Origin of the sequence: Kitasatospora sp. NPDC087315 (assembly GCF_044744345.1) — a bacterium.
Taxonomy (GTDB): Bacteria; Actinomycetota; Actinomycetes; order Streptomycetales; family Streptomycetaceae; genus Kitasatospora.
The window spans coordinates 241,378-260,495 of sequence record NZ_JBIUYD010000002.1 but is presented as its reverse complement, the minus strand read 5'-3'; the positions used below and the strand labels follow the sequence as shown (position 1 = coordinate 260,495).

Here is a 19,118-nt window from a genome sequence, read left to right as displayed (position 1 = left end):
TCATTCCGCGACCGCCTTGCCGCCCATGCGGGCGGAGGCCAGCCGCACCGCGTCCATGATCTTCCCGTAGCCGGTGCAGCGGCAGAGGTTGCCGGAGAGCGCCTCGCGGATGTCGTCGTCGCCCGGCCGGGCGTCCCTGGCGAGCAGCGCGTCGGTCTGCACCAGCAGGCCGGGGGTGCAGAAGCCGCACTGGACGGCCCCGGCGTCGACGAACGCCTGCTGGACGAGGCCCAGTTCACCGTTCTCGCCGGTCAGGCCCTCGACCGTGCGGACGTCCCGGTCCTGGACCTGGCCGGCCGCGACCAGGCAGGAACAGACCGGCACGCCGTCCAGGTAGACCGTGCAGGAGCCGCACTCGCCCTGCTCGCAGGCGTTCTTCGAGCCCGGCAGGCCCACGCGCTCGCGCAGCACGTACAGCAGGCTCTCGCCCTCCCACACGTCGTCGGCCTCGACCGGCCTGCCGTTGGCGGTGAATGTGACCCTCATGCCGCGCTCCCGATCTGCTTGCCGTAGTCGTTCCACGTCCAGGTGAGGGTGCGCCGGGCCAGCACGGCCAGCGCGTGCCGCCGGTAGTCGGCGGTGCCGCGGACGTCGTCGATCGGTGCGGCGGCGGCCTTCACCAGCTCGCCGAACCGCTGAACCACCCCGGCGCCCAGCGGGCCGCCGGACTCCCAGAGGCCGCGCCCGGCGAGCACGCCCTGGAGGTACTCCTCGGCCTCGACGGCGCGGCGCGGCGTGGGGGCGGCCGAGCCGATCCCGGTGCCGACGGTGCCGCTCCCCGGGTGGAGGGCGAAGCCGAACGCGCAGACCGCGATCACCATGGCGTTGCGGGTGCCGACCTTGGAGAACTGCTGGGGGCCGTCCGCGACCGGGATCCGCACGGCGCGGATCAGCTCGTCCGGCTCCAGCGAGTTGCGCTTCACCCCGACGTAGAACTCGTCGATGGGGATCAACCGGGTGCCGCGCACCGAGGCGGCCTCCACGAGGACGTCCCGGCCGGCCGCCAGCAGCGCGGGGTGCGCGTCACCGGCGGGCGAGGCACCGCCGAGGTTGCCGCCCACGCTGCCGCGGTTGCGGATCTGCGGCGAGCCGACGGTGCGGGCCGCCAGCGCCAGGCCGGGCAGCGGGCCGGACAGCTCGTCGATGATCCGGCGGTAGGGGACGGCGGCGCCGAGCCGCACGACATCGCCGTCGTTCGACCAGGTGGTGAGCTCGTTGACGCGGTTGAGGTCGAGGAGCGCGGATGGCCGGCGCACGTCGAAGTTCAGCTCGACCATGACGTCCGTACCGCCCGAGAGGGGCAGCGCGGTCGGGTGCCCGGCCTTCGCCGCGAGCGCCTCGTCCCAGGTGGCGGGCCGAAGGAACTCCATACGGGGGTCTCCTCACGTCGTCGGCGCCAGGACGGGTGGGCCCGGTGCCCGCCGCCCGGTGCCCGGATCGCGTGGACCGCCTCGTCGCCTCGGCGCCGGATGCCGGTCACCGGCGTCGTTCCGGCGGCGTGTGGACAGTGAACCGCCGGGACGGGCCCGTCGGCAGTCACCGATGGCATGAAGCCCCGGCTCTGGTGCCGCCCGGCATCCTGTACGTTCCTCTAAGGAGGGGAATCGCGCATCCCAGCCGTGGAGCGGACACCACCGACGACCGTGACCCGGCCGCGGTTCCCGAGCCGCGGGCCCGTGATCCGGGCACCGGCCGGTCCGTCCCCCCGAGCCCGGCCGGTCGGGCAGACTGTGAGCCCGGCCGAGCGCCCGGGCCGCCCTCACCCCCAGCCCGTTAGGAGTCCGCGGATGCGTGTCCGTGACCTGCTCGCCCCCGGTGCCCCGCGTCTGCGCCTGCTCGCGGCCGAGGAGGAGCTGGACCGGCAGGTCGGCGGTGTGATGACCACGGACCTGCACGACCCGGGCCGCTATCTGCACGGCGGCGAGCTGGTGCTCACCGGCATGCTCTGGCGCACCGGCCCGGCGGACTCCGAGCGCTTCGTGCGGACCATCGCGGCCGGCGGCGCGGTCGCCCTGGCGGCCGGCGAGGCCGAGGTCGGGCCCGTCCCCGAGGACCTGATCGAGGCCTGTCGCCGGCACCGGATGCCGCTGCTGGCGGTCCCCGACGACATCGCGTTCGGCACCGTCGCCGAGTTCATCGGCCGCCAGGTCTCCGCCGACCGCGCCGCCGACCTCGCCGCCCTGGTGGACCGTCACCGTCTGCTGGTCTCCGCGGCCGGCGGCGGTGGCCTGGACGCCGTCCTCGACCTGCTCGGCGGCGACCTCGACCTGGACTGCTGGGTGCTCACCCCCACCGGATCGGTGATCGCCGGTCCGGCCGAACGGCTCTCCGCCGACGACCGGGACCAGCTGGTCCGCGCCCACCTCGGCGCCCAGCGCGGGCGCCGTCGCCCCCCGCACCTGGCCCGGCTGCGCACCGGCGCCTACTCGCTGCTGCCCGCGCCCGCCGTTCCCGACACCGGGACGCCGCTCGCCGACTGGCTGCTGGCGGTCGCCGGTGACATCACCGAGTGGACCACCAAGCGCCAGCAGCTCGCCGAGAACCTGGCCGGGCTGGTCGCCGCCGAGCGCCACCGCCGGGACGAGGGCCGCCGGCTGCGCCGCCGCCTCGCCGACGAGGCGCTGACGCTGCTCCAGCGCGACGCCGACCCGGCCGAGATCAGCCGCGCCCTCTACGCCTCCTCGGCGATGGCCGCCCGCTACGAGAGCACCGAGCCCGGGCGCCGGACGGCGCAGGGTTCCTGGCTGGTGCTCAGCGCCGAGGGGACGGGTCTGCCGGAGGGGGCGGTGCGGCCGATCCTGGAGGAAGCCCTCAACGGGACCACCGACCGCGCCCTGGTCGCCGGGGCCGGCGACGACGCGGTGGTGGTGCTGCCGGTCCTCGACAGCCCGGTGCCCGCCGACGCCCTGCGCGAGCTGCTCGCCCCGCTGGAGGCCGGCCTCGGTCCGGAGGGCCGGATCACCCTCGGCGTCTCCGCCCCCGCCTCCGAGGCGGGCGGCCTGCGCGGCGCCCTGGAGGAGGCCCGGCACGCCCGCCGGATCGCCGCCGCCCGGGTGGGCCGGGTCTGCGTCGCCGGTCCGGAGGAGCTGGCCTCGCACGTGCTGCTGCTGGCCGCCGTCCCGGACGAGGTCCGCCGGGCGTTCCGCGGCCGGCTGCTGGACAAGGTGATCGGGTACGACCTCGAGCACCAGGCGGACCTGGTCCGCACCCTGGAGGCGTTCCTGCGCTCGGACGGCTCCTGGACGCGCTGCGCCGCCCAGCTGCACGTCCACGTCAACACCCTGCGCTACCGGATCGGCCGGATCGAGGAGCTGACCGGGCGGGACCTCTCCCGCCTGGAGGACCGGGTGGACTTCTACCTGGCCCTGGAACTGGCCTGAGCCGGTAGGTACCGGCCGGACGGACCGAGGGCCCGCCACGACGCCGGTTTCCGGCGGTCGTGGCGGGCCCTTCGGCGCGGTGCTACGGCTGGACCGGGATCACCCCGGTGAGCCACTCGAAGACCCCGGGCACCATGTTCTTCCAGACGTCACTGGAGTGCGGGCCGGTGGTCTCCACCGGCTGGACGGTGGTGGGCGCCTTGGCGACGTCCTTCATCGCGACCGCGCCCTCGTAGCCGTCGCCCTTGTTGCCGCTCATGTAGAGGGCGACCTTCGGCGGCTGGCCGGCGCTCTTGAGGATGTTGACCGGGTTGTTGGCCTCGCGCAGCTTGGCGTCCTTGCCGACCAGGGAGTCCGGCTCGGTGGCCGGGTCGTTGTAGCCGGAGAGGCTGACGCCGGCCCGGTAGCGGTCGGGGTGGGCGACCGCCAGCTTGGTGGCGCAGTGCGCGCCGGCCGAGTACCCGGCGACGGCCCAGCGGTCCGGGGCGGGGTCGGCCCGGAAGTTGTCCAGCACCATCTGCGGTACGTCGCGGGTCAGCCAGGCCTCGGCGTTGACCTTGCCCGGTACGTCGGCGCAGCCGGTGTCGGTGTGGTTGCCGAGCAGCAGGGTGCGCGGCGAGACCAGGATGAACGGCGCCACCTTGCCCTGCTGCATCAGCGGCTTCAGCTGGTCGGAGACCTTCAGCGTGCCGTACCAGGTGGAGGAGGAGCCCGGGTAGCCCGGGATCAGCTCGACGACCGGGAACTTCTTGTCCTTGAAGGCCGGGTCGTTGTACTGCGGCGGCAGCCAGACCAGCACCTCGCCGTCGACCCCGGAGACCTGGCCCTTGAGGTCGGTCTTCTGGACGTCGCCCGGCACCTTCGGGTCGTCCACGCCGTGGAACTGCTGCAGCACCTTGGTCGGTTTGGCGTCGCCCCCGCCCTCCTGGCCGTGGCCGGCGCCCGTGCCGTGCTCGGCCGGCGGGACGGGGGGCACGGCCCGGACGTGGTTGCCGGTGCCGAGCAGGTCGTCCCAGGTGCCGTAGATCAGGTTGGCGTTGTTGACCATGACGAAGACCATCGTCACGGCGGTGATCTGGCAGAAGACGATCATGGCAAGTCTGGACAGGATCCGCACCGGTCGAGGTCCGCGGACCTTGCCCCAGAGCAGCATCGCCACCGCGATGGAGATCGGCACGAGGATCACCGTGCAGACGAAGAATGGCGTACCTGTCAGTTGCATCAAGTTCTCGTATCCGGGTTTCAAGCCGCTCCGGGCCCCACTCGCCCGGAACGCGCTCCAATGGCATCAGACGGTGGGGAACGGGAGATCGGTTGCCGTTCAAATCTGTGCGGAACCTGAGAGGAACATCACGTTTCCGGGATGTTCCGTTTTCGGGCCGGACCTAGTCTGCCACCCAATCGGCCCTGTCCTGGACGGCGTTGCCAGCCAACTCCCAGGATCGCCACTCAGCAGGGCACGATACCGCGCGTACGGACCCGGCCGGCGGGCGAGGCGGTGCAATACCGCGCGCGCCGGGAAGCGAGACTATGGGGATGAGCAATACCCGCTTTCGTCCTTACCGCCGGTTCTGGCCCGCCTGCGCCGCCCTGGCACTGGTGGTCGCCGTGGCCGGTTGCAGCAGTACCGGGGGCAGACGCGCCGAGCAGGCCCGCGCCAAGGCCGCGGCCGGCGCCGGCAGCGCTGTCACCACCCCGCGCTGGAAGGTCGCCATGGTGACCCACGCGGGCGCCGGCGACGCGTTCTGGGACACCGTGCGCAAGGGTGCCGAGCAGGCCGCGGCCAAGGACAACATCACCTTCCTGTACTCCAACGACGCGCAGACCCAGAACCAGGTCCAGCTCGTCCAGGCCGCCATCGACCAGAAGGTCGACGGCCTGCTGGTCACCCTCGCCAAGGGCGACGCGCTCGGCGACGTCCTCGGCAAGGCCAAGGCGGCCGGCATCCCGGTGATCACCATCAACTCCGGCCAGGAGTACTCGGCCAGGTTCGGCGCGCTCACCCACATCGGCCAGGACGAGTCCACCGCCGGCCAGGCCGCCGGCACCGAGCTGGCCGCGCGCGGCCGCAGGAACGTCCTCTGCGTCATCCACGAGCAGGGCAACGTGGGCCAGGAGCAGCGCTGCGCCGGTGCCCGGAGCACGGCCGGCGGCCCCTTCCAGGTGCTCTACGTGGACGGCGTCAACATGCCCGACGCCCGCGCCGCCGTCTCCGCCCGGCTCCAGGCCGACCCGGCCATCGACACCGTGCTCACCCTCTCCGCGCCGATGGCCGCCACCGGCCTCCAGGCCATCCAGGACGCCCGCCGCGACGTCGAACTCGACACCTTCGACCTGGGCGCCCAGGTGGTGGCCGGCCTCAAGTCCGGCAGCGTCGGCTTCGCCGTCGACCAGCAGCCCTACCTCCAGGGCTACGAGGGCGTCGACCTGCTCTGGCTGTACCGCTCCAACCTGGACGCGCTCGGCGGCGGCAAGCCCGTCCTGACCGGCCCGCAGATCCTCACCCGGGACGACGCCGACGCGCTCGCCGAGTACGTCGCGAGGGGGACCAGGTGAGCACCGACCTCCTCGCCCAGGACCGCCCGGCGGCACTGCGCCGGCTCTTCGCCCGGCCCGAGTTCGGCTCGCTGATCGCCGCCGCCGCGGTGTTCCTGGTCTTCGCCGCCGTCGCCGAGCCGTTCCTGCGGGTCTCCTCGCTGGGCACGGTGCTGTACGCGGCCTCCACCATCGGGATCATGGCGGTGCCGGTCTCGCTGCTGATGATCGGCGGCGAGTTCGACCTCTCGGCCGGGGTGCTGGTCACCACCGCGGCCCTGACCTCGTCGATGGTCTCCTACCAGCTCACCGCCGTGACCTGGGTCGGTGTGCTGGTCTCGCTGCTGGTCGCGCTGGCCGTCGGCGGCTTCAACGGCTGGATGCTCAGCCGGACGAAGCTGCCCAGCTTCATCGTCACCCTCGGCACGTTCCTGATGCTGACCGGTGCCAACCTCGGCGTCACCAAGCTGGTCTCCGGCACCGTCTCCACCAAGCCGATCTCCGACATGCGGGGCTTCGCCTCCTGCCGCTGGCTGTTCGCCTCCGAGGTCACCGTCGGCGGGCTGACGATCAAGGCCACCGTCTGGTGGTGGCTCGGCCTGCTGCTGGTCGGCAGCTGGGTGCTGCTGCGGACCCGCTTCGGCAACTGGATCTTCGCGGTCGGCGGCGACGCGGACGCGGCCCGCGCGGTCGGCGTGCCCGTCGCCCGGACCAAGACCCTGCTCTACCTCGGCGTCGGCTTCGGCGCCTGGGTGCTCGGCCAGCACCTGCTGTTCTCCTTCGACACCGTGCAGTCCGGCGAGGGCGTCGGCAACGAGCTGATCTACATCGTCGCGGCGGTCATCGGCGGCTGCCTGATCACCGGCGGCTACGGCTCGGTGGCCGGCTCCGCGCTCGGCGCGCTGATCTTCGGCATGGCCAGCAAGGGGATCATCTACGCCCAGTGGAACCCGGACTGGTTCAAGTTCTTCCTGGGCGCGATGCTGCTGCTCGCCGCCCTGCTGAACTCCTGGGTCAAGCGCCGGGCCGAACGGGGGCCGCGATGAGCGACAGCACGAACCACGGGACGAACGAACTGCTCGCCCTGGACGGCGTCGGCAAGACGTACGGCACGGTCCGGGCGCTCCAGGACGTCTCGCTCACCCTGCGGGCCGGCGAGATCAGCTGCGTGCTCGGCGACAACGGCGCCGGGAAGTCCACCCTGATCAAGATCATCGCCGGGCTGCACCAGCACGACGAGGGCGTCTACACCGTCGGCGGCGAGGAGGTCCGCCTGGCCTCCCCGCGCCAGGCCCTGGACCGCGGCATCGCCACCGTCTACCAGGACCTCGCGGTGGTGCCGCTGATGCCGGTCTGGCGCAACTTCTTCCTCGGCTCCGAACAGGGCACCAAGCGCTGGGGCTGGTTCGGCCCGCTGCGCCTGGACGCCGACGGGATGCGCGCCACCACCCGCGAGGCGCTCGCCCGGATGGGCATCGACCTGTACGACGTGGACCGCCCGATCGGCACCCTCTCCGGCGGTCAGCGGCAGTGCGTGGCGATCGCCCGGGCCGTCCACTTCGGCGCCAGGGTGCTGATCCTGGACGAGCCGACGGCCGCGCTCGGCGTCAAGCAGTCCGGGGTGGTGCTCAAGTACGTCGACGCCGCCCGCGACGCCGGGCTCGGAGTCGTCCTGATCACCCACAACCCGCACCACGCCTACCTGGTCGGCGACCACTTCACCCTGCTCAAGCGGGGGCGGATGGCCGGCAGCCACCCCCGGGCGGAGATCAGCCTCGAACAGCTCACCACCGAGATGGCGGGCGGCTCCGACCTCGCCGAGCTCTCGCACGAGCTCGGCCGCAGTGAGCCCCGCCCGGACTCCCGCCCCGGTTCCCCTTCCAGCTCCCCGTCCGACCCCGGCCCCGATTCCCGTGAGGAGCGTCCGCAGCCGTGACCAGCCCCAACGGCCCCACCCGGCCGGCCGTCCTGCCCACCCTGCTCGGCCTCGGACCGCGCGCCGAGCGCCGCCGCCGGGCCCTGCCCGCCAGCATCCTGCGGCTGCCCACCATCGGCGTCGACATCGGCGGCACCAAGGTGGTCGCGGGCGTGGTGGACGGCGAGGGCACGATCCTGGAGAAGCTGCGCACCGACACCCCGCACCGGAGCAAGAGCCCCAGGGTGGTCGAGGACGTCATCGTCGAGCTGGTGCTCCAGCTCGCCGACCGGCACGACGTCCACGCGGTCGGGATCGGCGCGGCCGGCTGGGTGGACGCCGACCGCTCCAAGGTGCTCTTCGCCCCGCACCTGAACTGGCGCAACGAGCCGCTCCAGCAGGCGCTCAGCGAGCGGCTGCGGTTCCCGGTGATCGTCGAGAACGACGCCAACGCCGCCGCCTGGGCCGAGTGGCGGTTCGGCGCCGGGCGCGGCGAGGACCACATGGTGATGCTCACCCTCGGCACCGGCATCGGCGGCGCGGTCGTCCGCGACGGCTACGTGGACCGGGGCAAGTACGGGCTGGCGGGGGAGTTCGGGCACATGCAGGTGGTGCCCGGCGGCCACCGCTGCCCGTGCGGCAACCGGGGCTGCTGGGAGCAGTACTCCTCCGGCAACGCGCTGGTGCGCGACGCGCGCGAGCTGGTCGCCGAGGAGTCGCCGGTGGTGCAGCCGCTGCTGGCCAGGGCCGGCGGCACCGTCGAGGGCATCACCGGCCCGCTGGTCACCGAGGCGGCCCGGGCCGGCGACCCGACCGCCACCGAACTGCTGTACGAGGTCGGCACCTGGCTCGGCATCGGCATCGCCAACCTGGCCGCCGCCCTCGACCCGGGCCGCTTCGTGATCGGCGGCGGTGTCTCCGAGGCCGGCGACCTGCTGATCGGCCCGGCCCGGGACACCTTCCGCCGCACCCTCACCGGCCGCGGCTTCCGCCCCGAGGCCACCATCGTGCACGCCGCCCTCGGCAACGAGGCCGGTCTGGTCGGCGCCGCCGACCTGGCCCGCCAGGTGGCCCGCCGTTTCCGCACCATCAAGCGCCGCCGGGTGGAGCGCAGCGTGCTGTAGCTCCCGCCACGGGCGCCGCGGGCCACGGGCCGTGCGGAACGTCAACTACCCGTTGGTAGTCACGAGGCCCTGTTGTCCGGGCCATGCCTCCTGTGAAACAACGGAGTTGACGCCCACTCAGGAGGCCCCGGATGAGAGCTCTGGCCCGTATCGCCCCGCCGCTCCTGCTCGCCACCGCCCTGGTCTGGTCCACCGTCGGACCGGCCGGGGCGGCGGCGCCACCGCCCAAGGTGCCCGAGGCGGTGGGCTGGGGCGGGGCGGTGGCCAGCGTGGACGCCGACGCCACGGCGGCCGGCATCGAGGTGCTGCGCAAGGGCGGCAACGCGGTGGACGCCGCCGTCGCCGTCGCGGCCGCGCTCGGGGTCACCGAGCCCTACTCGGCCGGCATCGGCGGGGGCGGCTACTTCGTCTACTACGACCACGACAGCGGCCGGGTCTCCACCATCGACGGCCGCGAGGTCGCCTCCCGGACCGCCGACGAGTCGCTCTTCCTGGAGGACGGCCGGCCGCTGGCCTTCGCCGACGCCGTCACCAGTGGCCTCTCGGTCGGCGTGCCCGGCACCCCCGCGACCTGGGAGACGGCCGTCCGGGAGTGGGGCCGGCACTCGCTGGGCGACGCGCTGGCGCCCGCCCGGCGGATCGCCGAGCAGGGCTTCACCGTCGACCAGACCTTCCAGGACCAGACCGCGCTCAACCAGGACCGGTTCAAGGACTTCCCCGCCACCGCGAAGCTCTTCCTGCCCGGCGGCAGACTCCCCGCCGTCGGCTCCACCCTGCGCAACCCCGATCTCGCCGCCACCTACGGCCAGTTGGCCAAGGAGGGCGCCAAGGCGCTCTACCAGGGCGACCTCGGCGCCGACATCGTCCGGGCCGTCCAGCACCCCCCGGTGGACCCGGCCTCCGGGCGCGACGCCCGCCCCGGCAAGGTGGACGCCACCGACCTGGCCGACTACCAGGTCCGCCGCCAGCAGCCCACCCACGTCGCCTACCGCGACTACGACGTCTACTCCATCGCCCCGTCCAGCTCCGGCGGCACCACCGTCGGCGAGGCACTGGGCATCCTGGAGGACGGCGAGCTGTCCCGGCTGAGCGCCACGCAGTACTACCACCACTTCCTGGACGCCTCCCGGATCGCCTTCGCCGACCGCAACCGCTGGGTCGGCGACCCGCGCTTCTCGTCCGTGCCCACCAGGGAACTGCTCTCCGAGCGGTACGCCGCCTCCCGGGCCTGCCTGATCAGCCCCGACCGGGCGCTCACCAGCCCGCTCGCCCCCGGCGACCCGCGCCACCCGGCCGACTGCGCCTCGTACGGCCCGGCGGTGGCCGAGCCGTACGAGGGGCTGAGCACCACCCACCTGAGCGTCGCCGACCGCTGGGGCAACGTCGTCTCGTACACCCTCACCCTGGAGCAGACCGGCGGCAGCGGCATCACCGTCCCCGGCCGCGGCTTCCTGCTCAACAACGAACTGACCGACTTCGACTTCACCCCGCTCACCCCCGGGGTGCCCGACCCCAACCTGCCCGGGCCCGGCAAGCGGCCGCGCTCCTCGATCTCGCCGACCATCGTGCTGCGCGACGGCGAGCCCCTCCTCGCGGCCGGCTCGCCCGGCGGCGCGACCATCGTCACCACCACGCTCCAGGTGCTGCTCGGCCGGCTCGACCGCGGCCTGAGCCTGGAGCAGGCGATCGCCGCGCCGCGCGCCAGCCAGCGCAACACGGCCGCCACCCAGGCCGAACCGGCCTTCCTCGCGCTGCCCGAGCGGGCCCGGCTGGAGGCGCTCGGGCACGTGTTCAGCGGCACCCCGGAGATCGGCGCCGCGACCGGCGTCGAGCGCCTGCCGGACGGCCGCTGGGTGGCGGCCGCCGAACCGGTGCGCCGGGGCGGCGGCGCGGCGGCGGTGGTCCGGCCCGCGCCCTGAGCCCGGCCGCCGGATCCCTTGGGCAGGCCCGGCCTGTCAGTGGGCGGCGGTAGATTCGGGGTGGGCGTCCGGCTGGGCGCCCACCCCTCGTCCGTACCACCGGGAAGGCCGCCCGCCGTGACCGTCCGCATCGCCACCTGGAACATCAACTCCGTGACCGCGCGGCTGCCCAAGCTCCTGGAGTGGCTGGAGAGCGCCAAGCCGGACGTGCTCTGTCTCCAGGAGCTCAAGTGCGCCGCCGACGCCTTCCCGTACGAGGCGGTGCGCGAGCTCGGCTACGAGACGGCCGCCCACGGCAACGGCCGGTGGAACGGCGTCGCCATCGTCTCCCGGCTCGGCCTGGACGACGTGGTGCGGGACCTCCCCGGCCAGCCCGGCTACCTCGCCGACGACGCCCTGCTGCCCGACGTCGAGCCGCGGGCCGTCGCCGCCACCTGCGGGCCGGTCCGGGTCTGGTCCGTCTACGTGCCCAACGGCCGCGAGGTCGGCCACGCCCACTACCGCTACAAGCTGGAGTGGCTGGAGGCCCTGCGCAAGGCCTCGGTCGAGGACGCCGCCGGCCCGCGCCCCTTCGCCGTCCTCGGCGACTTCAACATCGCCCCCACCGACGAGGACGTCTTCGACGTCGCCGCCTTCGAAGGCCTGACCCACATCACCCCCGCCGAGCGCGCCGCGCTCGCCGCCCTCGGCGAGGCCGGCCTCCAGGACGTCGTGCCCCGCCCGCTCAAGTACGACCGGCCCTACACCTACTGGGACTACCGCCAGCTGGCCTTCCCGAAGAACCGGGGCATGCGGATCGACCTCACCTACGCCAACAAGGCCTTCGCCGACGCCGTCACCGACAGTTATGTGGACCGCGAGGCCCGCAAGGGCAAGGGCACCTCGGACCACGCGCCGGTCGTGGTGGACCTCGACCTGTGAGTCACGCGCGGTGAGTCACGCTGTGTGAGTGGCCGTCGCCCGAACGGTCCAGAGCGGTGGCCGAGCGGGTGAGGCCTGCATACCGTCGGTGAATGACTGGGTGTAGTTGTTCGATCACGGGGACTTCGGAGTCCCCGGCTGCGCCCGAGAATTCCGGAGGTTCCGGTATGCGCCCCACGCGTACGGCCGCCGCCGCCCTGATCGGCGCGACGGTGCTGACCGGTCTTACGGCCCCCCTCGCGCTGGCCAAGGACGGCGCGGCCACCGTCAGCCCGTCCCAGGCCGCACCGGGCCAGACCGTGAAGGTCACGGTCTCCTGCGAGAAGTCCGACAAGCCCAACGCCAAGACCATCACCGCCAACTCCCCGGCCTTCGAGGGCGGCCCGGCCACCCTCACGCTGGGGTCGGACGGCAAGCACACCGGCTCCGTCCGGCTGGCGGGCAAGTACGGCGGTGACAGCAAGGTGGACGGCAACTGCCCCGACGGCGGTGCCTTCGCCACCAATGTCAACGTGAAGGACGCCGGCGGCTCCGTACCCAGCCAGGGCCTCGGCGAATTCGGAAAGGCCGCGGGGGAGTGGGCCGGCTCGCTCGGCCAGTCCGGCGTGGGCGGCCAGCAGGTCGCCCCGCACGGCGCCGTGCAGACCGGCCTCGGCGGCTCGGTCGCGGCCGATCCGATCGAGCTGGCCGGCGGCGCGGCGCTGGTCGCCGGGGGGGTCGGCGGCTTCTGGCTGCTGCGGCGGCGCGGCGGCGCCGGATCCCTCTGAGCGGCCCCCGGCCGTGCTCCGTCCGGGTCTGTTCCGCTGACGTCTGTTCCGTTCGCGAGCGTGCCGTTCGCGAGTGTTCCGTTCGAGAGTGCTCCGTGAGCGCCGCCGGGCCCGGGGGTCCGGCGGCGCTCAGGTGCGCGGGCCCCGCTCAGGCGGGCGCGGGACCGGCCGGGGCGGTCTTCGCGTTCTCCTGGTCCTCCTCGGGGAGGGCCCGAAGGGTGCCGCTGGCCAGCAGGTACTGGGCCAGGATGTATGTCGCCATGATCCAGAACTGGTGTCCCGGCAGCTCCCGCCACTTCGCCAGCTGGGTCGCGATCAGCGTGTCGGAGAGCAGGAACAGCCCCCCGCCCAGTCCGGTCCGCCAGCCGAGCCCGGCCGAGGTGACGGCGGTGGAGGCCAGCAGCAGGCTGTAGCCGGCCACCGGCACCCGCAGCTCGCCGAGGTCCGGCCAGAGCCGGCCGACCAGGGTCACCCAGGCCGTCGCGTACGCGGCGGCGACCACCAGCGCCCGCCGCCGGTCGCTGAGCGCCCCGCGCCGGACGAACATCGTCACGTAGCAGACGTGCGCCGCCGCGAAGGAGCCCATACCGGCCAGGAAGGCGGTGTCGTTGCCGAGCTGGAGCAGGACGTCCCCGCCCGCGCTCAGCAGCAGCGCGGGCACCAGCAGCTTCGGCGCCCCGGCGCCCCGGTCCCCGGCGGCGGTCAGGCTGTGTGCGGCCAGCAGCGGCATCAGGGCCGGTTTGGTGGCGTGCTGCAGGACGGACGTGCCGGTGAGGATCGCGCCCAGATGGGCCGCCGAGGTGGCGGCGAAGCCGCTGAGCAGCCCGGTGGCGGAGCGCAGGCGTCCGCCGAGCACGGCGCGGGTGGTCGTACGGATGCTCATGCGGCGGTGACCTCCGGAAGGGGCGGCGGGGGGTGGGCTGGTCCGTCGTGGCACGATAGGCGACCGGCGGCGTCCGGGGGAAGAGCCTTGTTACCGGCGCGTAGCGGCCGGCCGCCCTGCCAGGGCGCGGCGGTGGATCCCGGCCGCGTCCCGGCGGCGGTCCGCCAATTCGCCGGCTGGTCCGGTTGCTGCCACCGGGGGCGGCGCCCACCGTCTACTCTGGTCCACGACATGGAGCAGCAGGAGTACGCGACCGGCACCACACAGGTGGCCGGTGGCACGGCGGACGGGCACACGGGCGAGGCGGGGCGCAACAGCACCGACGCCGCCGTCGCCGTACGCGAAGCCCGCCCTGACGGTCCGCAGGGGGGCCGGTCGGCCGGGAGTGCCGCCGCACCGTCGCCCGATCCCGGACTGCTCCGGCTCGCCCACTGGTTCGCCGCGGCCGATCCGGGCACCGCCGACGACCTCTGCACCGCCTCCTTCGGCCTCTACCCGGCCCGCCACTTCGGCGTCTGTGCCGAGCCGGCGGCCGGTGCCGGAGCGGATGCCGACGTCAGCTGGTGGCACGGCCCCACCGCGCACGCCCCGGCCGTGCTCCGCTCCCGCGAGGCCCGCCCGTCGCGCGGGCCGCGGCGGGCCCGGCGGGACGCGGCCGCGCTGCCCGTCGTCCTCTCAGGGGCCAAGCCGGGCAGGCCCGGCAAGCACCGCAAGCCCGAGCGGTCCCGGGCGGTGGCCGCACCGCAGGATCGTTCCGCCGCCGCCGAGCGCCGGATCGCCGCCCGCCTGCTGCTCGCCCACCCGCTGGTCACGGCCTCCGGGCCGCACGCCGACGGCTTCCCGCTGATCCGCCGTCACCGTGACTGGCTGACCGAACGCTTCGCCACCCTGCTCGGCTACCGGCTGGTCGTCGGCCCCTGGCATGCCCGCCTCTGCAAGGCCGGGCTTGGCCCCGGCGCCGCCCGCCGCCTCGAACACCCCGTCACCGGTGCCCCGTTCACCCCCGCCGGGTACGCCCAACTCGCCCTCGCCCTGGCCCTGTTGGTGGACGCTCCGGAGCGGCTGCCGCTCGACCGGCTGCTGGCCGCGATGCACGAGGCCGCGCCCGCGCTGGCCGCAGCCCCCGCCGACCGGGCCATGGCCCTCGCCGCGCTGGCGGACTGGCAGGTGCTCACCGACCTGCCGGCCGACCCGGCCGACCCGGCCGACCCGCGCGCGCGGACCGCCGTCCTGACGGTGGACCGGGAGCTCGCCCGGGCCGTCCCGGCCGGCCCGCCCGCCCTCGCCGACGACGCCGCCGACCTGATCCGCCGCGCCGCCGAGGCCGAGCCCGCGACGGCCGTCCGCCGCCTCCTCGCCGAGACCCCGGCCGTGCTCGCCGCCGACCTGTCCGAGAAGCAGCGCGCCTGGCTGCACCGCCACCGCCACACCGGCCCGGCCGCCCTCGCCGACTTCCTCGGCCTGGAGGCCGAGCTGCGTGCCGAGGGCGTCGCCCTGCTCGACCCCGCCGACGAGCTGACCGACCTCGCCCTCCCCGGCGCGGGCACCCTCGCCCAGGCCACCCTGCTGCTGGTCGAGCGCCTGGTCGAGGAGGTCCGCCCGCTCCCCGGCGAGCCGGCCGCAGGCCTCGATCTGCCGATCCCCGAGGTGCCGATCCCCGACGCGCTGATAGACGGTGTCCTGGGCGACCTCGCCGACGAGTACGGCCTCCCGGCCGGCTGGCGCCGCGACTACCTCGCCGACCGCACCGCCCTGCGCCGCGACGCGCTGGACCTGCTCCACCGGATGGGCCTGATCACCCCCGCCCCGCGCGGCACCCGGCCCCCGGGCTGGCTCCTCCGCGCCCCCGCCGCCCGCTACGCCCCGGCGGCCGACCTGCTCCCCGCGCCCGGCAGCGGCCGCCACTCCCGACCGGACGCACCGGACGCACCGGACGCACCGGCGATCCCGGCGCCCACGGCCCCACGGGCGGAGCAGCGGGCGTAGCGCCCGGCCGAGGCTGAGGCCGAGGCCGAGGTACCCCCTGCCGGTGCGCCGCCCGGTTGCCGCGTGCTCACCCGTGCCTTCTCACCCGAGCCGCCGCAGCCGGCCTGGGGTGGTCCCCAGCCGCTCGCGCAGGAGGGTGGTGAGGGTCGTGGCGTTCTCGTAGCCCACCCGCCGGGCCACCGCCTCGGTCGGCAGGGTGGTGGTGCGCAGGAGGTGCACCGCGTGGTCGAGGCGGATCCGCTGGGCGAAGCGAAGCGGGGAGACGCCCACCACCCGGGCGAGGGCGCGCTGCAGCGTGCGCTCGCTCGTGCCGATGGCCCGGGCGGCGTCCGCGATGCGCAGCGGCCGGTCGAGGTGCTCGCGGACCCAGCGCTCGAAGGCGCCGACCGTCGGGTCGGCGCGGGCGAGGTGGCCGGGGACGGCGTAACCGGCCTGGGTGGGGCGGGAGTCGGCGACGAGGTAGCGCGCGGCGAGGTCGGCCAGCGCCGGACTGCCGTCCCGTACCAGGCAGAGCGCCAGGTCGAGGTGGGCCATGGCGGCCCCGGCCGTGGTGACACCGGGCGCCCGGGCGACCATCAGGCTCTCGTCCAGAGCCACCCGCGGGTAGCGGCGGCGGAACTCGGGCGCGAGCCACCAGCTGGTGGTGGCGGGCAGCCCGTCGAGCACGCCGCTCTCGGCGAGCACGAAGGTGCCGGTGCAGGCCGCCGCCAGGGCGATCCCGTCCGCGCGGGCCTGCCGGACCGTTTCGAGGACGGGCCGCTGCCCGGGGGCGGTGACCCACGCGGTGAGCGGTTCCGGCTGCTTCCGCCAGGCCCCGGGCACCACCAGGACGTCCGGGGCTCCGGCGGCCTCCGGCGTGGCGGTGTCCACCAGGTGCCCGGCGGCCGTCCGCACCGGGCCGTACGGGCTGACACACCGCACCTGCCAGGCGGGCGGGGGCTGCGGGAGCTCCCGGCGCAGTTCGTTGGCGGTCCGCAGCACGTCGAGCACCGCGGCGAGGCCGGAATCGAAGACCCCGTCGGCGACCAGGACCGAGACTCTCATGTCGGAAACGGTAAGGGATGTGTCGGATCCGCCACTGGAGGGGCCGGTGGCCCCGCCCCTACGGTGGGCAGCCAGCGGCCCCGACAGCCACTCAGGAAGGAATGCCGATGACCGATCCCGCCGTCTCCGCGACCACCCGCGTCGGACTGATCGTCCGCCTGGAGGCCAGACCGGAACACGCCCAGGAGCTCCAGGAACTCCTCACCGGCGCCCTCGACCTCGCCCGGGAGGAGACCGGCACCACGGTCTGGTTCGTGCTGCGCCTCGGTCCGGCCTCCTTCGCCATCGTCGACGCCTTCCCGGACGACGGGGCCCGCCAGGCCCACATCGACGGCCGGATCGCCGACCTCCTCCGCACCGAGGGCCCGCGCCTGCTGGCCGCCCGGGTGGAGGTCAGCCCGGTCGACGTGCTGGCCGCGAAGCTCCCCGCGGCCTGAACCCCCGGCCGTACCGGCGGGCCCGGGGCGGCGGGGCTCACGGTCTGGCGGTGGCGGTGGCCACGGTGCCGTGCTGGACGGTCTCGACGGTGACGGCCACGCCGCAGGCGCCGAGGATGACGGAGGCGAGAACGGCGGTGCACGCGAGGAAGCGGCGGTGCCGCTGGGGGAGCGGGAAGCGCGGTTCCTGGAGGGCTGCCGGAGGGTTGGCGTTCATGGCACGGAGGTTTCCAGGGCGGTGTGAACGGTCGCTACGCACGGGTGAAGTCCGGATGGGGGGCGGGCGTCGGATTGGGCCCGATATGCCCCACCCCGCACCGCCCCACCCCGAGCGGGGGCGGGGCGGTGCGAATTCACCTGAACGGGGGACGGTCGCGCCGGCGGGCGTCGGCCATCGCCTCGCCCACGGCGACCCGGACGGCATCCCGTAGGCCGTGGGCCGGGTGGAACCGGGACGGGCCGGCCGCCGGGTCCTCCCGCAGCTCCTTCACGAGGGAGACGCAGAGCAGCAGCATCACCACGACGAACGGCAGCGCGACCAGGATGGTGGCGTTCTGCAGCGCGGTGAGCCCGCCCGCCAGCAGCAGCGCGGCGGCCACCCCGCCCATCAGGACGCCCCAGACCACCACCAGCCAGGTGCGGGGGTGCAGGGAGCCCCGGCTGGAGAGCGAGCCGAGGACCAGCGAGGCGGAGTCGGCGCTGGTGACGAAGAAGGTCATCACCAGCAGCACCGCGACCACGCTGGTCACCGAGCCGAGCGGGAGCGAGCGCAGCATCTCGAACAGCGACGCCTCGGCGCCCTGCGGGATGGTGGCGACCAGGTCGGCCGCGCCGGTGGAGTCCAGCCGGATCGCCGTCCCGCCCATCACGCAGAACCAGATCACCGTCGCCCCGCTGGGCACCAGCAGTACGCCGAGCAGGAACTGCCGGACGGTGCGGCCGCGCGAGATCCGGGCGATGAAGGTGCCGACGAACGGCGCCCAGGAGAGCCACCAGGCCCAGTAGAAGATCGTCCAGGTGCCGAGCCAGCTCTCGTCGGTGAAGGCCCCGGTCTGGGTGGACATGGTGAGCAGGTCGGAGAGGTAGCCGCCGACGCTGGAGGGGATCGAGTCCAGGACGAACACCGAGGGGCCGAACACGAAGACGAAGACCATGATCAGCGAGGCCAGTACGACGTTCGCGGTGGAGAGCCACTTGACGCCCTTGTGGACGCCGGAGAAGGCGGAGAGGACGAAGGCCGCGGTCAGCGAGCCGATGATGATCAGCTGGGCGTGCTGGGTGTTGCGCACCGAGGAGATGTAGCCGAGGCCGTCCGCGACCTGGAGGGCGCCGAGGCCGAGGCTGGTGGCGGAGCCGAAGACGGTGGCGAAGACGGCGAGCATGTCGATTCCCCGGCCGGCCCAGCCGTCCGCGCCGCGCTGTCCGATCAGCGGGACGAAGGCGGCGGAGATCCGGTTGCCCCGGCCCTTGCGGAAGGTGGTGTAGGCGAGCGCGAGGCCGCCGACCGCGTAGATCGCCCACGGGTGCAGGGTCCAGTGGAACAGCGAGAACTCCAGCGCCTGCTGGGCGGCGGCGGCGCTCCGCGGTTCCAGGCCGGAGCCCGGCTGCGGGGCGGCGAAGAGCTGGAGCGGCTCGCCGACGCCGTAGAACATCAGGCCGATGCCCATGCCGGCGCTGAACATCATGGCGATCCAGGCGATGGTGCTGAACTCCGGTTCGTCGTCGTCGCGCCCGAGCCGGATCCGGCCGAAGCGGCTGAACGCGAGCAGGACGGCGAGCACCAGGAAGACATCGGCGGCGACCACGAACAGCCAGCCGAAGTTGTGCAGGACCCAGCCCAGCGCGGTGCTGGAGGTCCGGCCGAGGGAGTCCTCGGCGAAGACGCCCCAGGCGACCACCCCGAGCACCAGGACGGCGCTGATCCCGAACACCGCCCGGTCGGTGGGGAGGGTCGAGGCCGGTTGGTCCGGTTCCGTCGGATCGGGCTCGGGGGTCGGCGGATGACTGCTCATCGGGGTGCCTCTCGTGGCGTACTGGGGCTCGGCGACATGATCAGAAATTGGCTACATGTCGTACTATGTCCAGTTCGTGCCGGGAGGGCGGGGAGGGCACGCCGGGGAAGGGGCCGTCGGGCGGGGTGCGCGGGCCCCGGCCCCGGGCCGTGCGAACGGGCCCTCGGGCCGCCTGGCCGGTCGCGAAGTCCAGCA

General features: G+C 74.3%; 17 protein-coding genes. 10 read left to right on the top strand and 7 right to left on the bottom strand.

Annotated elements, in window-relative coordinates:
* Complete coding sequence (locus ACIO5D_RS04145; protein WP_363606452.1) at positions 1 to 486, bottom strand: (2Fe-2S)-binding protein; 486 nt, start codon at positions 484 to 486, stop codon at positions 1 to 3.
* The gene (locus tag ACIO5D_RS04140) at positions 483 to 1,370 is read right to left on the bottom strand and encodes an FAD binding domain-containing protein (RefSeq protein ID WP_400793880.1); all 888 of its coding nucleotides are present in this window, start codon (positions 1,368 to 1,370) and stop codon (positions 483 to 485) included. The genes ACIO5D_RS04145 and ACIO5D_RS04140 overlap by 4 nt, the downstream gene beginning before the upstream one ends.
* A 417-nt stretch (positions 1,371 to 1,787) precedes the next feature.
* Here ACIO5D_RS04140 and ACIO5D_RS04135 point away from each other — a divergent pair, with 417 nt between their 5' ends.
* Positions 1,788 to 3,380: a PucR family transcriptional regulator gene (locus tag ACIO5D_RS04135; RefSeq protein WP_400793879.1), complete on the top strand. Its 1,593-nt coding sequence runs from the start codon at positions 1,788 to 1,790 to the stop codon at positions 3,378 to 3,380.
* 82 nt (positions 3,381 to 3,462) lie between these two features.
* On the opposite strand, the gene ACIO5D_RS04130 is transcribed toward ACIO5D_RS04135, so the two are convergent.
* A complete protein-coding gene (locus ACIO5D_RS04130) occupies positions 3,463 to 4,602 on the bottom strand; it encodes an alpha/beta hydrolase-fold protein (RefSeq protein WP_363606456.1) in 1,140 nt (379 codons plus the stop codon).
* A 314-nt stretch (positions 4,603 to 4,916) separates the two neighbouring features.
* Between ACIO5D_RS04130 and ACIO5D_RS04125 the strand changes: the two genes are divergently transcribed.
* The 7 genes from ACIO5D_RS04125 to ACIO5D_RS04095 all read left to right on the top strand — a co-directional run bounded on the left by ACIO5D_RS04125 (position 4,917) and on the right by ACIO5D_RS04095 (position 12,561).
* A complete protein-coding gene (locus ACIO5D_RS04125) occupies positions 4,917 to 5,936 on the top strand; it encodes a substrate-binding domain-containing protein (protein WP_363606458.1) in 1,020 nt (339 codons plus the stop codon).
* On the top strand, positions 5,933 to 6,961 hold the full coding sequence (locus ACIO5D_RS04120) for an ABC transporter permease (RefSeq protein ID WP_363606459.1): 1,029 nt from the start codon (positions 5,933 to 5,935) through the stop codon (positions 6,959 to 6,961). Before ACIO5D_RS04125 ends, ACIO5D_RS04120 begins: the two co-directional genes overlap by 4 nt.
* Positions 6,958 to 7,851 carry an ATP-binding cassette domain-containing protein gene (locus ACIO5D_RS04115; RefSeq protein WP_400793878.1) on the top strand — a complete coding sequence of 298 codons (894 nt, stop codon included), beginning with the start codon at positions 6,958 to 6,960 and terminating at the stop codon, positions 7,849 to 7,851. The genes ACIO5D_RS04120 and ACIO5D_RS04115 overlap by 4 nt, the downstream gene beginning before the upstream one ends.
* Positions 7,848 to 8,954, top strand: coding sequence for an ROK family glucokinase (locus ACIO5D_RS04110; protein WP_400649470.1), 1,107 nt, complete (start codon positions 7,848 to 7,850; stop codon positions 8,952 to 8,954). The genes ACIO5D_RS04115 and ACIO5D_RS04110 overlap by 4 nt, the downstream gene beginning before the upstream one ends.
* Positions 8,955 to 9,085: 131 nt before the next feature.
* Positions 9,086 to 10,873, top strand: coding sequence for a gamma-glutamyltransferase (gene ggt, locus ACIO5D_RS04105; protein ID WP_400793877.1), 1,788 nt, complete (start codon positions 9,086 to 9,088; stop codon positions 10,871 to 10,873).
* Positions 10,874 to 10,990: 117 nt separating this feature from the next.
* Positions 10,991 to 11,794 carry an exodeoxyribonuclease III gene (locus ACIO5D_RS04100; RefSeq protein ID WP_400756474.1) on the top strand — a complete coding sequence of 268 codons (804 nt, stop codon included), beginning with the start codon at positions 10,991 to 10,993 and terminating at the stop codon, positions 11,792 to 11,794.
* Between the two features lie 167 nt (positions 11,795 to 11,961).
* A complete protein-coding gene (locus ACIO5D_RS04095; RefSeq protein WP_363606465.1) occupies positions 11,962 to 12,561 on the top strand; it encodes a hypothetical protein in 600 nt (199 codons plus the stop codon).
* A 148-nt stretch (positions 12,562 to 12,709) separates the two neighbouring features.
* On the opposite strand, the gene ACIO5D_RS04090 is transcribed toward ACIO5D_RS04095, so the two are convergent.
* Positions 12,710 to 13,444 carry a lysoplasmalogenase gene (locus ACIO5D_RS04090; protein ID WP_400793876.1) on the bottom strand — a complete coding sequence of 245 codons (735 nt, stop codon included), beginning with the start codon at positions 13,442 to 13,444 and terminating at the stop codon, positions 12,710 to 12,712.
* 231 nt (positions 13,445 to 13,675) lie between these two features.
* Between ACIO5D_RS04090 and ACIO5D_RS04085 the strand changes: the two genes are divergently transcribed.
* Positions 13,676 to 15,430, top strand: coding sequence for a DUF2398 family protein (locus tag ACIO5D_RS04085; RefSeq protein WP_400793875.1), 1,755 nt, complete (start codon positions 13,676 to 13,678; stop codon positions 15,428 to 15,430).
* 81 nt (positions 15,431 to 15,511) lie between these two features.
* Here the strand turns inward: ACIO5D_RS04085 and ACIO5D_RS04080 are convergent, their stop codons facing one another.
* Positions 15,512 to 16,474 (bottom strand): helix-turn-helix domain-containing protein, encoded by a 963-nt coding sequence (locus ACIO5D_RS04080; RefSeq protein WP_363606469.1) that lies wholly within the window; start codon positions 16,472 to 16,474, stop codon positions 15,512 to 15,514.
* A gap of 107 nt (positions 16,475 to 16,581) precedes the next feature.
* Between ACIO5D_RS04080 and ACIO5D_RS04075 the strand changes: the two genes are divergently transcribed.
* Entirely contained in the window at positions 16,582 to 16,911 is a 330-nt protein-coding gene (locus ACIO5D_RS04075; RefSeq protein WP_400793874.1) for a putative quinol monooxygenase, read from the top strand.
* A 37-nt stretch (positions 16,912 to 16,948) separates the two neighbouring features.
* Here ACIO5D_RS04075 and ACIO5D_RS04070 read toward each other — a convergent pair whose 3' ends face one another.
* Positions 16,949 to 17,128, bottom strand: coding sequence for a hypothetical protein (locus ACIO5D_RS04070; protein ID WP_363606472.1), 180 nt, complete (start codon positions 17,126 to 17,128; stop codon positions 16,949 to 16,951).
* 136 nt (positions 17,129 to 17,264) lie between these two features.
* Positions 17,265 to 18,923 carry a BCCT family transporter gene (locus tag ACIO5D_RS04065; protein WP_363606474.1) on the bottom strand — a complete coding sequence of 553 codons (1,659 nt, stop codon included), beginning with the start codon at positions 18,921 to 18,923 and terminating at the stop codon, positions 17,265 to 17,267.
* Positions 18,924 to 19,118 lie beyond the last annotated feature (195 nt).